The organism is Virgibacillus sp. GM2-2, from assembly GCF_055329585.1.
Genome location: NZ_JBUZWC010000004.1, coordinates 12,779 through 27,478 on the forward strand (window position 1 = coordinate 12,779; position 14,700 = coordinate 27,478).

Annotated in this window: 18 protein-coding genes; all 18 read right to left on the reverse strand. The window is 34.3% G+C overall.

The window, feature by feature from the left end:
• Positions 1-272: 272 nt before the first annotated feature.
• The gene (locus ACY9Z2_RS06465) at positions 273-782 is read right to left on the reverse strand and encodes a hypothetical protein (RefSeq protein ID WP_463608800.1); all 510 of its coding nucleotides are present in this window, start codon (positions 780-782) and stop codon (positions 273-275) included.
• Positions 782-1,096 carry a GRAM domain-containing protein gene (locus ACY9Z2_RS06470; RefSeq protein ID WP_463608801.1) on the reverse strand — a complete coding sequence of 105 codons (315 nt, stop codon included), beginning with the start codon at positions 1,094-1,096 and terminating at the stop codon, positions 782-784. Before ACY9Z2_RS06470 ends, ACY9Z2_RS06465 begins: the two co-directional genes overlap by 1 nt.
• A 21-nt stretch (positions 1,097-1,117) precedes the next feature.
• Complete coding sequence (locus ACY9Z2_RS06475) at positions 1,118-1,570, reverse strand: hypothetical protein (RefSeq protein WP_463608802.1); 453 nt, start codon at positions 1,568-1,570, stop codon at positions 1,118-1,120.
• Positions 1,571-1,598: 28 nt separating this feature from the next.
• Positions 1,599-2,291, reverse strand: a complete 693-nt coding sequence (locus ACY9Z2_RS06480) for a hypothetical protein (protein WP_463608803.1) — start codon at positions 2,289-2,291, stop codon at positions 1,599-1,601.
• A 3-nt stretch (positions 2,292-2,294) separates the two neighbouring features.
• Positions 2,295-2,663: a hypothetical protein gene (locus ACY9Z2_RS06485; RefSeq protein ID WP_463608804.1), complete on the reverse strand. Its 369-nt coding sequence runs from the start codon at positions 2,661-2,663 to the stop codon at positions 2,295-2,297.
• Between the two features lie 17 nt (positions 2,664-2,680).
• Complete coding sequence (locus tag ACY9Z2_RS06490) at positions 2,681-3,316, reverse strand: hypothetical protein (protein ID WP_463608805.1); 636 nt, start codon at positions 3,314-3,316, stop codon at positions 2,681-2,683.
• Positions 3,317-3,347: 31 nt separating this feature from the next.
• Complete coding sequence (locus ACY9Z2_RS06495) at positions 3,348-4,499, reverse strand: YtxH domain-containing protein (RefSeq protein WP_463608806.1); 1,152 nt, start codon at positions 4,497-4,499, stop codon at positions 3,348-3,350.
• 41 nt (positions 4,500-4,540) lie between these two features.
• Positions 4,541-5,935: a VWA domain-containing protein gene (locus ACY9Z2_RS06500; protein WP_463608807.1), complete on the reverse strand. Its 1,395-nt coding sequence runs from the start codon at positions 5,933-5,935 to the stop codon at positions 4,541-4,543.
• A gap of 234 nt (positions 5,936-6,169) precedes the next feature.
• Positions 6,170-7,588 carry a VWA domain-containing protein gene (locus tag ACY9Z2_RS06505; protein ID WP_463608808.1) on the reverse strand — a complete coding sequence of 473 codons (1,419 nt, stop codon included), beginning with the start codon at positions 7,586-7,588 and terminating at the stop codon, positions 6,170-6,172.
• 104 nt (positions 7,589-7,692) lie between these two features.
• Positions 7,693-7,893 (reverse strand): hypothetical protein, encoded by a 201-nt coding sequence (locus tag ACY9Z2_RS06510; protein ID WP_463608809.1) that lies wholly within the window; start codon positions 7,891-7,893, stop codon positions 7,693-7,695.
• A 1-nt stretch (position 7,894) separates the two neighbouring features.
• Positions 7,895-8,578, reverse strand: a complete 684-nt coding sequence (locus ACY9Z2_RS06515) for a Tad domain-containing protein (RefSeq protein WP_463608810.1) — start codon at positions 8,576-8,578, stop codon at positions 7,895-7,897.
• Positions 8,578-8,979, reverse strand: coding sequence for a TadE/TadG family type IV pilus assembly protein (locus ACY9Z2_RS06520; RefSeq protein ID WP_463608811.1), 402 nt, complete (start codon positions 8,977-8,979; stop codon positions 8,578-8,580). Before ACY9Z2_RS06520 ends, ACY9Z2_RS06515 begins: the two co-directional genes overlap by 1 nt.
• A gap of 5 nt (positions 8,980-8,984) precedes the next feature.
• Positions 8,985-9,230 (reverse strand): hypothetical protein, encoded by a 246-nt coding sequence (locus tag ACY9Z2_RS06525; protein ID WP_463608812.1) that lies wholly within the window; start codon positions 9,228-9,230, stop codon positions 8,985-8,987.
• Positions 9,231-9,712: 482 nt separating this feature from the next.
• Positions 9,713-10,540 (reverse strand): hypothetical protein, encoded by an 828-nt coding sequence (locus ACY9Z2_RS06530; RefSeq protein WP_463608813.1) that lies wholly within the window; start codon positions 10,538-10,540, stop codon positions 9,713-9,715.
• Between the two features lie 78 nt (positions 10,541-10,618).
• Positions 10,619-12,004: a hypothetical protein gene (locus ACY9Z2_RS06535; protein ID WP_463608814.1), complete on the reverse strand. Its 1,386-nt coding sequence runs from the start codon at positions 12,002-12,004 to the stop codon at positions 10,619-10,621.
• A 56-nt stretch (positions 12,005-12,060) separates the two neighbouring features.
• Complete coding sequence (locus tag ACY9Z2_RS06540; RefSeq protein WP_463608815.1) at positions 12,061-13,479, reverse strand: VWA domain-containing protein; 1,419 nt, start codon at positions 13,477-13,479, stop codon at positions 12,061-12,063.
• Positions 13,480-13,522: 43 nt separating this feature from the next.
• Positions 13,523-13,741: a hypothetical protein gene (locus ACY9Z2_RS06545; RefSeq protein WP_463608816.1), complete on the reverse strand. Its 219-nt coding sequence runs from the start codon at positions 13,739-13,741 to the stop codon at positions 13,523-13,525.
• Between the two features lie 23 nt (positions 13,742-13,764).
• Positions 13,765-14,700: a type II secretion system F family protein gene (locus ACY9Z2_RS06550; protein ID WP_463608817.1), complete on the reverse strand. Its 936-nt coding sequence runs from the start codon at positions 14,698-14,700 to the stop codon at positions 13,765-13,767.

Below are 14,700 nucleotides of genomic sequence, written 5' to 3' on the forward strand. Positions count from 1 at the left end.
TTTCCTACCAAGGTCTATCTGCATCTCCAATATCTGCGTCACCACTGTTATGATCCCCTGGACTAGTGTCTCCTTGTTGTAATTCCGTTGGTTTTAATCCACCATCTTCATACTCAAATTCACCAAGATCAGCAATAACATTATTTCAATTTTCTAAAGTAAAACAGTGCAGTGCACTATTTGAGAAAAATCTATTTTCTATACTGCTTCAACTATTTAATTAACGAATTTCATCTATTTTTTCAGATAATTATACCTAAACTTATGCTTATTTACTTATTCAGTTCTTCAACCTCCAAATTATAATCTTCAATTAATTCGTTTACCTTTTCATTGGCTTTAGTTCCAATCTCGTTCGCTTCTGCCAATTTTTCTTCATACTTTTTCATAAGCTCCGCTACTTTTGGGTTATCTTCTGACGTGTTTTTTGCAATTTCTAATGCTTCTAATCTTATATCAAAAGCATCTGACCACGTATTAAATTGTTTGATGCGCATTTTGTTTAAATTCTTTACTACATCAGTTTCCGGTTTTTGTTGTTGCATATATTGATTTATTTCATCAATAACTGGTTTTACTTCTTCTTTTTGGATTGTATACGTTTTTTCAAGGTGTTGCGCTTGCCCCGATTTGACAAGTAGTTCATCCACCTCTTTGACTTTTTTATTTACTATTTCGATGTAATCATTGTGGTACTCGATAATTTCCTCAGCTTCTGGTGAACTGCAGGCTGAAAGAAATAAGAATATAACAATACCTATTACACTAACTATTTTTTTCATCATTCGTCACCTTTCATTTTCGATTCAATATATCCCATAATTTCTTTTCTTTTCCCTAAAACAAATTTATATTCTTCGCCAGATTTCAAAATAACTACCATGCAATTCGGGATAAATCCCATTGATTTTGCTTGATCAACACTTTTTATTTCATCGTAAGAGATAGATGCTTCCTTTTTCTGTACGTTAAGAGCATGCGGTTTAAAATAAATACGTTGATTGGATACTTTCAATTTGCCGCCAACTGCTTCTATACCCCTTTTTAAATTTGCGCCAATGTCATATTGGATGTTTTCACCTTGTTTAAGTTCCATCGTATTAACCCCTCCATAAAATTATTCAGCATGTAACCTATTCATTTTGTATTGCAGATAAAAAATGTGGAAGAAAAATGTAAGAAAGTGATTTACACTGATGTTTTCAACGTTATGTATGAGTATATTCCTTACCTGAAATGTTAGATAAAGTGTAATTGTAATTCCGAGATATGTGATGACCATATCGATGTATTGGTAATAGATTAATATGAACCCTGATGTATAAAAATTAACTGGAATTACCGTCAAAGCTATTATTCCGTATAAAATAAATAATAGGAATGGCGTAACGAATGAAATCCGCTCCTCTGATCCTACTTGATTTAATTTTTTCCTTCGTTTTAAAAACCAGAAGGGAATATACGTCCCAAGTGTGAGTATAGCTAGTATAATCGTCAGAAACACAGATTCCCTTTTAAAAGATACACTAGAAATAGATTTTTCTAATATCTTCGCATTACTAGTTTCCAATTAATTCACCCCTTTCAAACTAATTCATTCATAAGGAATGTAGCATTTCATTTTTTCTATCTGCTTCCCAATCGTAGTAATTAAGTGTTACAACAATTACGAAATACGGCAAAATCAATCCATTTATAAGTTGCCGTATGAGTAAAATAGTCAAAAAATCATTATGTAAATCAAAATAACGTAATCCGTTTGTTGATATACTCCAAATTAGTGCATTCAAGCAAACTATAATTAACACGAGAACGATCATATCAATAAACCCTGATCGACCAATTCTATAAGTCTTTTTGTATAATTCCATACCAATCGCATTTTCATGGATGGCAACATACGGAAAAAGAAATGCTAGTATTAACATAAAAATCCCTGGAATGATAAATAGAGCAGTACCAATCATGATACTTATGAAATAGTAGATATTCATAATTGAAACAGGTACAATCATCATGACAAAGGTAGAATATAGCTTACCAATTTTAACTTCTTGATCAGAACATATCTTGGAAGCAAGGTATACAAAAGGTACTTGAACGATATTTATAATAAATAATTGAATAACTGTACTAATGGTAATTGAACTTATAGAAAATCCAAACAACGTAAAGCTTTGAGAAGAAAAGGTAAAAGCAACTAATTGCAATGGAAAAACAATTGTAATAAAAAGTAGAAGGATGACTAAAAAGTGATCCAAATATATCGATAACGCTCTTTTCAAATGCATACCTTATACCTCCTTAACTACTCTTTTACTATATATCACCGCAAAAGTTGCTCCGATAATTGTAGTGACTAAACCGAATAATATTCCAGCGTTTAAAACTAATGGAGCGAGCAAAATACCTGGTACTAGTAAGATTGTTACAACTTGATTTAATACACTTAGAATTACACCTGCTATTGCCGCAAGTGTATATGGATGGTTTGGATTTAAGTAGCTTACTAGAAAACCGGCGGGAATATAACAAAATAAATACAATGCTAGAGATGAGATTATTCCTTGACCAATACCAAGCCATCCTATAAAAGTACTAACGACAATTGATAATAAAATACCAAATCCTATTCCGTGCCATATCGAATTATCTTTAACCATAATAGTACCTTCACTTTCTAATTAGGGTTTTCTTTACTGTTTAGGTCGTAGTTGGGGTTTTCTACGCGTACCCAGAGACCTTGAAAACCAACAATTATAATGAAACCAAAAGGGATCAGGCCACATGCCAAAATAATTGTTGCAGTTTCATAACCTTGAAACACTTGAAGTGTTCTTGCAAATCCGTATGATCCCCCACCAGTTAATGCTACAAGTGTGAATCCTAATATATAGTATATTTTTCCGAAAACTGTTTTCCTCGATCTTGAGGAAAATACTCCTTCAATAATGGTGTATCTATATCTGTAGGAGAGAATAAATGTAACAAAATATGTACAAATCATTAAAGTTCCCAACCAAAATGGTTCCCCAAGAACTCTCCATAAAGGTATTAAACAAAATATTCCAACAAAATTATAGGTTATTACTCCAGTAAGAGCATGCCAACGATAATCACGATGTTTTTGTTTAAAATAACCAAATAATACTCTTAAAGTTAGAAGCGAAATAATTACAAGCAATATCTTCCCATAAAGAGCGGACCAGCTGGGAACTGCACAAGCAATTAATCCCATAACTGTTGGAGTAAATGGGGAGAAATACACATTCCTCCCGGCTTGTTCAGCAGCACTTTCTTCATATTTTTTTTGCATTCAAATCACCTTTCATATTACACTCAATTTACTATGAAAATAATCCACCTACAAAATCGCCAATTTTACTAGCCGCATCTACGACTTTGTCAAGACCTGCTTTTACAATTTCTTTGGTGCGATTTCGTATCCTTTTACCAAAGCTGGTAGACATTAATAATCCAACACCTAAGCCGACTGCTGCTCCAACAATAGTTCCAACCCCTGGAACTACTGATCCAATAGCTGATGAAGTTGCCATTGAGGCTGCTACAGAACTTAACACTGTAGTTCCACCAGCAATTGCTCCATCAGTTATCATTGCAGCGGCAAAATCAGTACTAACCACGCCTGGGCCACCATTTTCTGCAGAGTTTTTACCCCATCCATAGGAAGCATATGTACTTCCGAATGTAAGGATATGACCCACCATTCCCCCACCTTTTAAATTATTGGTGAGTTTGAATGCGTCATCTCCATAATTGCTAAGTAGACCGTGTTTTACTGATGCACTTACTTTAAAGTTTTTTTGGATATGAAGATTATTAGTGTTTTTTTTATACGTAGATGCCCCTCGTTTAATTCCCCTTTCGTCATGATAAACATCATCTAAAGTTGTACCAATATAATTATTTATACTATTTGCACCAATTTTATTCAGTTTTTTCCCAACATAGCTTTTAACCCAGCGACCTTTAATATTTCTTGGTCCAGTAACAATGTACTTATTTCCTCTCGGTGTAACCTCATATCCGTACCCCCAGCTAATACCACCAGGAATTGCTGTTGCGGCAAAATTATGGTACATGTGTACATTCTTAGCGTGATCGATGGTATTCTCTATATGTTCGGCTTCATCACTTATTTCTCCATCTCTGTTCTCATTATTGTTAACCGACTTATTAGTTGGATTATTCGAAGTCTCATTACTATTTTTACTGTCCATATTTCCATCAGTTCCTGATCCTTCTGTACTTGAACCTTCAGTACTAGATCCTTCAGTACCATCACCAGTCCAAGGTTTTCCATCCCATTTTAAATCACCAGCGTCCCATGGCTTCCCTTCCCATGGTTTTCCGTGCCATGGGTCTCCAGTCCAAGGTTCGACTGCATATGTAACTGTAACGATTATTGATTGCAGAACTATAAATAGAATAGTTAGTAATGATAATACACGTACAATTAATCTACTAATTTTCATCACCCCGTTTTTAACACTTTTCTTATACATATCCCTCGCTTATGTTAGTTCTGTGTTTGTGTGTTGTATTTTTTGTTTATGGATTTTTTTATCCTTTCAATGTTATCAACGCTTATATTTTCTAAATTTTTCTCTATTTCATCTTTTAAAGTATTAATTTTTTCAACTACATCGTCTTCCATACTATCCAATTTCGACTCTTGGTCATTTGTAATTATTCCTACATCTTCAGCTACACTAATAACTCTACTTAAATTATTTCCTATAGATAAAGAAGTGAAATGCCATTCGTTTGTAATCTCCATTATGTCGAAGCTATTATCAACACCAATTGCATCCAAATCGTCGATAGCGTTTTCTTTCCAGTCTTTCCAAGCTTCTAATACCTCTTCTGCACGATCAAATTCTTCATTTAATTCTTTTTGATCGTTTACAGTTGCATATACTCCATTTGATACTTCAGCCATTTTTTGTAGCTGCTCTTGTGCTTTGGCATCAGCCTGAAAACCAATTATATTTATAATTGGTTTTGCATTTGATTTAAAAAGTGATTTAGCTACTTTTACTGGATTCCCTTCACATGTACCAATTCCATCACTCACTAAATAAATTAAATTGGTATTATTTTTAGCATCAAATTCACTTAATGCTTTTTGTGATTGTTTTAATGCTGAAGCAATTGGTGTCCACCCTTTAGGTGAAAATTCATTTAAAGCTTGCTGAAATTTTTTCTCATTATATGGTGCAAAACCATAAACTTGCTCAATAGCACCACATGACATTTTTTTATCGCTTTCCGAACTAGAACCTTTGTGTCCATAAACCCTTAATGAAACATTAGCCTTTTCAGGAATACTCTTTAAAAAATTATTAATTGTTTCTTTCGCCAATTCCATTCGTGTTTGACCGTTAACATCCGCGGCCATACTTCCGCTGGAATCAAGAATAATTTCTATATTATAATTTTCTTTAAAATGATATCTTGAGTCAGGCAAATCAGGATTACCAAATGATGCAAACTCCCATTTTTTTACTACATCCTTTGGACTTGGAAAATCTTCAGCTACGAGCCAATACATATAACTTAAATATTTTTTATACTCCTCTTGAGACGGATTTTCACTCATAGGTTTTAGTTTTTTTAATTCTTGTTTAACCTTTTCTTCATTATCCCATATGCTCTTGTTGGCAAATTCGCCTGGGCTTTGGGTTGCAAAACCAGCTATATCAGTTGGAATTAAGGGCATATTCTCAAATACATTTTCCTTATTACCTTTATTTATTTTTTCAGTACTATCTTCTTTGTCAGATTCAACTTTCTCTGGATCGTTATTTTCACTAGTATTATTTTTTGTTTCTGTATCATTGCTTTCATCACATGCAGTAAGTGTAATGATAATTACGAATACAGAGAACAAATAGCACATTTTTTTAAGCATTTTGACTCTCCTTATATCCACCTTTTGTCAATTTGTTTAAGTATCAATTCTTATTTTTTCTAAAAGTTTAAGTAGCCCTGAGACGGAACCAAAATACTAGTACTGAAGTGAACTAGTTCCATTACTGTTTGGAAAGAGACGAAAAAGATTGCTTTTAGGGAAAATTCTTTTCATCAATCAACCAAATTACATCGCCTCGATTTTCACTTTTCCTAAAGATATACTTCACCTATGTTAGTTCTGTGTTTGTGTGTTGTATTTTTCGTTGATGGAATTTTTCATCTTTTCAAGGTTTTCAACACTGATATTTTTAAGTTTTTCTTCTAATTCATCCGCGGTTTTATCAATTTTATCTATAATCTCTCTTCTTCTTGCGTTTAGTTCCTCTTTTTGCTCATGCGTAATAATTCCTAAGTTTTGAGCTACACCCGCAATACTTGACATATCATTACTTGTCTCCAGTGTTTTAAAAGACCATTCATTGTGAATTTCCAGTATGTCAAAGTTATTTTCAACTTCAATTGCATCAAGATTATTAATTGCTTCCTCTTTCCATTTTTTCCAAGCTGCCAACACTTTTTCAGCGCGTTCGAATTCAGCTTTTAGCTCTTCTTGATTTTCCGCTGACGCATAAATACCACCTGATACTTTGGCCATTTCTTCTAATTGTTTTTGCGCCTCAGCATCAGTTTGAAAACCAATAATATTAATAATTGGCTTGGAATTGGATTTTGATAATTCTTTGGCAACCTTGACTGGATCTCCATCACATGTGCCTATACCATCACTTACCAAATAAATTAAGTTTGTATTACTTTTTACATCAAATTTTCCTAATGCTTCTTGTGATTGTTTTAAAGCAGCTGCAATAGGAGTCCATCCTTTAGGGGAAAAATTGTTTAGTGCATCTTGAAACTTATCTTTTTGGTATGGAGCAAAACCATAGACTTGCTTGATGGCATTACAAGACTTTTTTTTATCACTTTCAGAGCTTGTTCCCTTATAACCATATACACGAAGAGATACATTGGCTTTATCTGGAATACTTGACAAAAAATCATTTATTGCTTTTTTAGCAAGTTCCATCCTCGTTTGCCCTCCGGCAGCAGCAGCCATACTTCCGCTAGAGTCTAAAATAACTTCGACATTGTAATTTTCCTTAAAATGATATCTAGAATCTGGTAAGTCGGGATTTCCAAACTCCGCAAATCCCCACTTTTTCACTGTATTTTCAGGATTAGAATAATCTTTTGCGACCAACCAATACATAAAGTGTAAGTATTTCTTATATTCTTCATCTGTTGGATCTTCACTCATGGGTCCTAAATTCTCAAACTCTTTTTTGATTTGAGCTTCCAAATCATATAAATTTTTATCTTTAGCAAATGGACCAGACTTTTGTTTTGATAATCCTGAAACATCTGTAGGTATTGGTGGTATATCCTCTAGCTTTATTTTTTCGTTACTTGGAATTGAATTAATCTGGTCTTGATTATTTTTATCATTTGTTTTATTATCAGACGCTTTTAGATTATTTTTTTCAGCTGTATCATTATTTGAAGCTTTTGTACTAGAATCTTCATTATCTGTACAACCACTAACAAATAAAAAGGCAACTAATAAAAGCAACACATATGTCTTTAGATATTTCATAAATTTTCTCCTTACCATTGAATAGGTATATAACTTCCATCAGTACTTTTTTACATTGAGTTTATTCTAAGATTAAGAATGTAATTAATGCTGGTGCATTACAATCATTGATTTTTCCTCTCTACTATCGATTGAATATGATTCTTCCGCATTAACGGTAAAGCAACCCCAATAATCATTGCGGTATAAGGAATCCCACCATCCCCTGCTAACCATTCAAATACCGTAACAGGCACATAGATCGCATAAATAAAAATCATTAATATAAGATAAAATCTTCTCCATCTTTTTTCTGATTTCGACATGTTACCACTCCCATTCCTCATAATTATCTAATTGAATTTTAGTGCCGTACGTCCAAATGTCTTCCAAGAAATCTATCTTTGGTCCAGCTGAACTCTCATAGATTTTTTCTTGGATGCCAGCCATAAATCCATCATACGAAACACTTTCCATTTCATTAGCGGCACGTATATAAATTCGATTATCTTGTATGGCCAATTCCGCATTTTCTAGAACGCCACCATTTTGGGTAATGGTTTCCTTCGCCTTACGAATGACTTTATCCTCTATGTTTTCACTCTGCAAAACTTCCATTAGCTTCGTTCTAACTACTTCTTTATCTAGTTCATCTTCCAATACAATATCAAAAGCTTCTAATTGAATTTCGTTAGTTGTCCAATCACTATATGCCGGACTATTTGATAACGCTTTAGCTTTGTCATCAACTTTTTCTTCAATGTCTTTGAAGAATGCTTGAACAGCTCCCTCTAATGTTTCATGTTCATAGTCGTAAATAATCTCCCTGACATTCTCATACAAAACACTCGATGCCGCCATACTTGCTTGTTGAACCGTAGTTGCTGAGTCTTCTTTAACCGTTAACGCAAGGCCCATATTGACAACAAAGATAAAAAGTATCATCATAATTCCAAGCATTCCAAGCACAAATAATGCGATATTGCCTTGTTCATTCTTTAACTTTTCCATTACTCGATCACCCTGCCAAATGCAGTTGAAGTATAAGGTACAGATGGTGAAGCCTCGCCAAAGATACTATCTGGTAAAAATACAAACTCGATGGAGACACTAACCGATGCCTCAAAATCTTTAACACCAGGCGGAGGTCCAGCTATATTGGTCGTATGGAGATAATCACCAGTAGAATTCAAGATTTCGTTAGCTGCTTCTGTAGCTTCCGTATGGCTTTTTGTAATCGCATATACGCTGGCATACTCATTGGCTGCTGACTGTGTAATTAAAACCCCATTAATTCCAACAATAAACTGCCAGACAATCATTAATAAAAGAAATGCCAAGGGAACAATTCCAAGGAATTCAATAGTTGCACTGCCTTCTTCATTTTTTTGAATTTTCTTCAAACAGTTCATTAGAACTAAGCCTCCTCAACATTTACTTCCAATACTTCTTGTTCCTCTCGCCACTTAATCATGTATGAAGTTATGAGGATAATAATAAATGGATATAATAATAGATTTAATACAATTTGCGTAATAATTTGCGCTGCATAGGATGATGTAATGTTAAACAATTGTGCTGTGACAAATATTCCGAATAGAAGTTCAATAACACCGGAAATAAATATAATTAATAAAAGCTTAAAGAAGTGTTTTTTTCCCAATCGAAATCCTTCTTTAAATGACTTCCAGACTGATTTTTCATCAAATATACTGATGTAAGGAATAGGGAAAAGAAGGGAGAATATCACTAACCCCGGGACTACGAAGAGCATAAATCCTATTGTAGAAAAAATGGATACAATACATGCAAATAGAAAAATGGTAAAACCATTTATAATAAAAACATATAAGGAATTTTTCAGACTACGCTCATTTCCTTCAAATTCATTTAAAACAAAACGGACATATGGAACCTGCGCAAAAAGATATAATAATATCGTTAAAAAACCATAATAAATATCCGCTACTGAATATACTCCAAAAAAATTAGGTGTTATGGCAAAAATATAGTTAGTAACTAATGAATGTATAATTAGCAAAGGTAAAGTAGTGAGAAGCATGATAATGATAAGCTTCTCAAACTTACCTGTGTATATTTCCCAGGTGAATTTTAAAGGTTTCCTCATAATTAACTCCTTGATCCCTATGGATTTCGTAATTTACTCTTAACTTTTTCTAGCTGTTGATCCAGTTCCTTATCGTATTCTGATAGAACTAATTCATCATATTGCTCATCTGTCATATCATGTAAGTCTCTTCCGTAATCAAGTCGTGACAGACCTTCTCTCATTTCCTTTTCAGCTACATCTGTTGTCATTTGTTTCAATGTTTTTGGATCTGTAAACTGATCAAATTTTTTAATTTCTGGTTTATTCCGATTTTCATAAATAACATTAAAATCATTTCTGTTATCATATCTATCAAGATATTGTTTATATTGAATTCTCATAAGTAGAGGGATATAACTCTTAATATCTTGCAAATCACCGTCTGTAAAAAAGCCTTTTTCTTTTACTGCTTCGTACTTACGTACCGCTTCATGATAATGTTCGACTAACGATTCCTGCAGATCAATCATATTTTGAACAATTGTTAGTGAACGTTGATAAATTATTTCTTTATCAGACTTCAGGACGTTACTTTCAACTATTTTCTTTAGATAATCTCTTACTTCATGAAAAGCTGCAAAATTAATAGTTGCTCGATATTTACCATCCGATTCAATATTATTTATTGAAACTGAATAATGTAGCAATGGTCTCAAGGCAATTAATTGATCCTGTTTATTATTCGAGTCAGGTGATAAAATTGCATAACCTCTTGTTTTATCGCCTCGTTTGAATAGAGCAAAATAATGCGGGTGGCCATGTACAACATATGCAAAACGTTTTACGAAATAATTTTCAAATAGTTTTTTATTGTCTTCAGCAAGACCTATTAACTTTTTTTGATTTAATACAATTTTTTCCATAATTATACTCCTCATTACATAAGACTTACTAGGATTGTTAAATTAGCAATTATCGAATAGAGCTAATGCTCTATTCGATTAAGAAAACCAGCCAGTTACTGTATCCCAAGCTTTTTTAGCACCATCTTTTATCGCGTTACCAGCTTTTTTTGCAAGGGATTTAGCCGTCGATCCCAAACTACCTTTCCAGTTATTTGCAAATAGTTTTACACCTTTTGAAACTACCCATAAACCAGCTCCTGCAGCAACCATACCTGCACCAATTACCTGGCCACCTGGAATAGCTGCAGTTACTACACCGGCATTCATAAGTGTATCTCCTAGATTTTCTCCCACGTCCGCAACAGCTGAAGTTTTCTCGGCACCAGAAGCATTGCTATTAAACGTATCAACTGCATCTCCAATACTATTGTACGTTTTCACCGCTGAGACACCTGTACCTAAAGCTGCAACCCCTACATTTAATTTAGATAATGCACCCATTTTTCCAGCAGCCCTAGTTAGATCTGAAACAGTATCCCCAGTATTTGCGACATTAGATAAATCATCTGCAGCTTCAGCAACGTTACCGGCATTTGCTAAATTTTTCAAATTACGTGCATTTTGAAAGTCCTTTACTGCTTTGATACCTTCTTCAACTTTTGAAGCCGTATCGTAAGCATCAGTTATAAAATTACTACCGACACCAAGCTTCATTCCATTGACAATCATGTTTCCAAACATTTGTCTAGTACTACCAAAACCAAATTTCACGTTTTCCCCAGCATCTAATCTATTTTGGTAATCAATAGCAGCATTAATAAACTGTGCCTGACCGTTTATAATGTCTTTTACAACATATTCACCGATCTGAAAACCTTTTTCATCATAAAAATGTGGTATTTGAGGAAATCCGGGTTCTGCTGTGGTTCCATTTCCAGAAAAACCTGAAATCGCCCATGGATTTCCTATCGTTCCGTATCCATTGTATCCGTACATCATCCATGGGTTTCCAAGACCATATGGTCCAGCCCAAGGATTACCATTCGTACCGTATCCATTCCAAGTAGAGTTCGTCCATGGGTTTCCAACAGTTCCGTACCCAGCCCATCCTGGATTTAACCAAGGGTTTCCAGTCGTACCATTACCTATCCAGGCAGGCTTATTCCAACTGTCCCCTTCAAAATCAGATTGATTCCAGCCTTTTAGGTACCAGGGTACACTTTCCCAGTCGTAACCAGTCCAATTCTCGCCTTCTGTCCCCTTACCATTTGTGCCTTTTCCAGTCCAGCTTTCACCTTCAGTTTGCTTTCCAGTCCACGTCTTGCCTTCCCATTGTAAGCTACTTCCATCCCAAGGATCTCCTTCCCATGGGTTTCCTTCCCACGGGTTACCAGTCCATGATTCCACTGCATAAGCAACTGGAACCATGACTGGTTGAAATGTAACGAAAAGGATTGCCAAAAGGACAAAAATAATTCTCATCAATCTACCAATTTCTATCACCCCTTAACTTTTCTTATACAAGTGGCTCATTTATGTTAGTTCTGTGTTTGTTTGTTGTATTTTTCATTAATAGATTTCTTTAATTGTTTAATTTTTTTTGCGCTGATATTTTTTAGTTGATTCTCTATTTCATTTCCGAAACCATCAATAATATCTCTCATTTTATTTGCTCTAGATTGAAAATCTTGTTGTTGTTCAAAGTTAATTATTCCTGCTTCTTCTGCTACATACATTAGATTATATAAAGCGTTTTGCTGAGAAGTGGTAGTGAAACTCCACTCATTAGTAATACCTAATATGTCGAAATAACTATCCGTATCAGCATAATCTGCTTCCTGCAAAGCATCTTCTTTCCACTCTTTCCATGCCTGTAGTACCTCTTCTGCGCGGGCAAATTCCTCTTGCAATCCGTCAGAATCATTTACGTTTGAGTAAATTCCACCTGATACCTCGGCCATTTCTTGTAATTGTTTTTGCGCCTTTGCATCAGCTTGATAACCAATAATATTAATAATTGGTTGCGCATTTGATTTGGAAAGTGATTTTGCGATCTTAACGGGATCTCCATCACAGGTGCCAATCCCATCACTAACTAAATAGATTAAATTGGTATTATTCTTTGCATCAAACTTCTTTAATGCTTCTTTTGATTGTTTTAATGCACCAGCAATTGGAGTCCACCCACTTGGTTTAAATTGATCCAATGCCTTTTGAAACTTTTGCTCATCATACGGAGCAAAACCGTAAACCTGTTCAATAGCACTACACGACATCTTTTTATCGCTATCAGAGCCGGTACCCTTATGACCATATACGCGTAGCGATACATTTGCCTTTTCTGGAACATTTTTCAGGAAATTGTTTATTGTTTCCTTTGCTAATTCCATACGTGTTTTTCCATCAATGACGTTTGCCATACTACCACTTGAATCCAATATAATTTCAATATTGTAATTTTCTTTAAAGTGATATTTTGAATCAGGTAATTTTGGATTACCAAATGATCCAAACTGCCATTTTTTTATAATGTTTTGTGGATCCGGATAATCTTCAGCAATTAACCAATAAAAATAACTAAAATATTGGTCACGTTCTTCTTGTGTAGCACTTTCACCTAAAGGTGGTAAGTCCTTAAATCTTTTTTTCAATTCTGCAGTTATATCATCTGCCAAAATTTCTTTACCAGCAAATTCTCCCGGAAGTTGATTCACGTATCCTGCTGCGTCTGTCGGAATGGGTGGTGTGTCTTGAATAATAGAAGTTGTTACGTTTTGTACTTCTGTATCTTCTTCCGTATTATCTTCTTTCTGCTGACTATTTTCTTTTTCATCAACTTGTTCTACTTCTTCATTATCGCTTTTTTTAATATCATTTTTCTTTACATCATTATTACATGCTGAAATTAGAACTAAAATAAATAGTAGTGTAAGAAATACAAGAAGTTTTTTAGTCATTTAAATTCTCCTATTAGTTGTTGTTATAATCAATTGTTCAATATTATTTACCGCCACCTATTTGAGAAAGGAATCCTTCAAATTTTTTCACAATGGTTTCTCCAAACTTAGAACCATCAAAAGCAGTTGATACCAAACCAACAACAAGTACTATTACTGCTGCAATCCCTATCCACTCCAACGTCTGTGATCCTTTTTCTTCATTTTTCCATCCTTCAACAGTGTTTAACATCTTCGCATAAAGTCCATTTACATAATTCATTTAAAATTCCTCCTAATTTTTTATTAAAAGTTACTCAAGATACTATTATCCCCCATCAACATATTCATGATCATCAGCCCTGCAATCATCAATATGGAAACTGGAGCAATTAAAAAGGTTGTTACTAGTGTTACCTTTGGTGCCGCCTTTGCAGCGAGTTCTTTTGCCTGTTCTTCCTTAATTTGTCGCATATCATCTGCTTGGATTCTAAATGTCTTTGCAATTGGAATACCTAAATTCAAACCTTGGATAAGACCTTTAATTAAAGATTGAAATTCTGGATTATCGTTACGTCCCAGAAGATCACGATATGCATTTTCTCTCGGCACACCTAGGTCTATCTCTTGGTTAAACCTAGAGAACTCCTCTCGTATCGGCCCGTCAAAGTAACGAATCACCTCCCTTAATGCATGATCTAAGCTAACTCCTGCTTGCACACTAGTACTTACTGTATCTAGAAAGTCGGGTAAATCTTTGCGAATTAAATCCTGTCTTTTCTTAGCTTCTCTTCTTACTAAAATTATTGGAGTAAAATAACCTAAAATTGGTGCAAACACAAGTATATATTGAGATAACGGAAGACCGATAATAACTGCTAAGATTCCTACAAAGAAACCAACTATGAATAGGAATATTTTTAATCCTTGAAATCGCTCTACCGTTAATTGCAACGGATTACCAGATTTTCTTAACCATTCTTTCACACTATAATTCTCACTGAAAAAATTGATTCGCTGACCGAGATCAGAGAAATCGTCTGCATACTTGGTGACTTGTTGAAAGATTGCTGCTCGTCGATTCTTTTTCTTTTGTTTTTTCTCAAATGGGTCAACGTGCGTTACTTCCGACACATGGTCCAATACGCTTCTCTTTTCTTGCAAAAAAGACCAGAAATGCTTCATACAAAGTACGATACAGAACCAAAAAGCTATGATTGTAATAATAATTAATGCATCCAT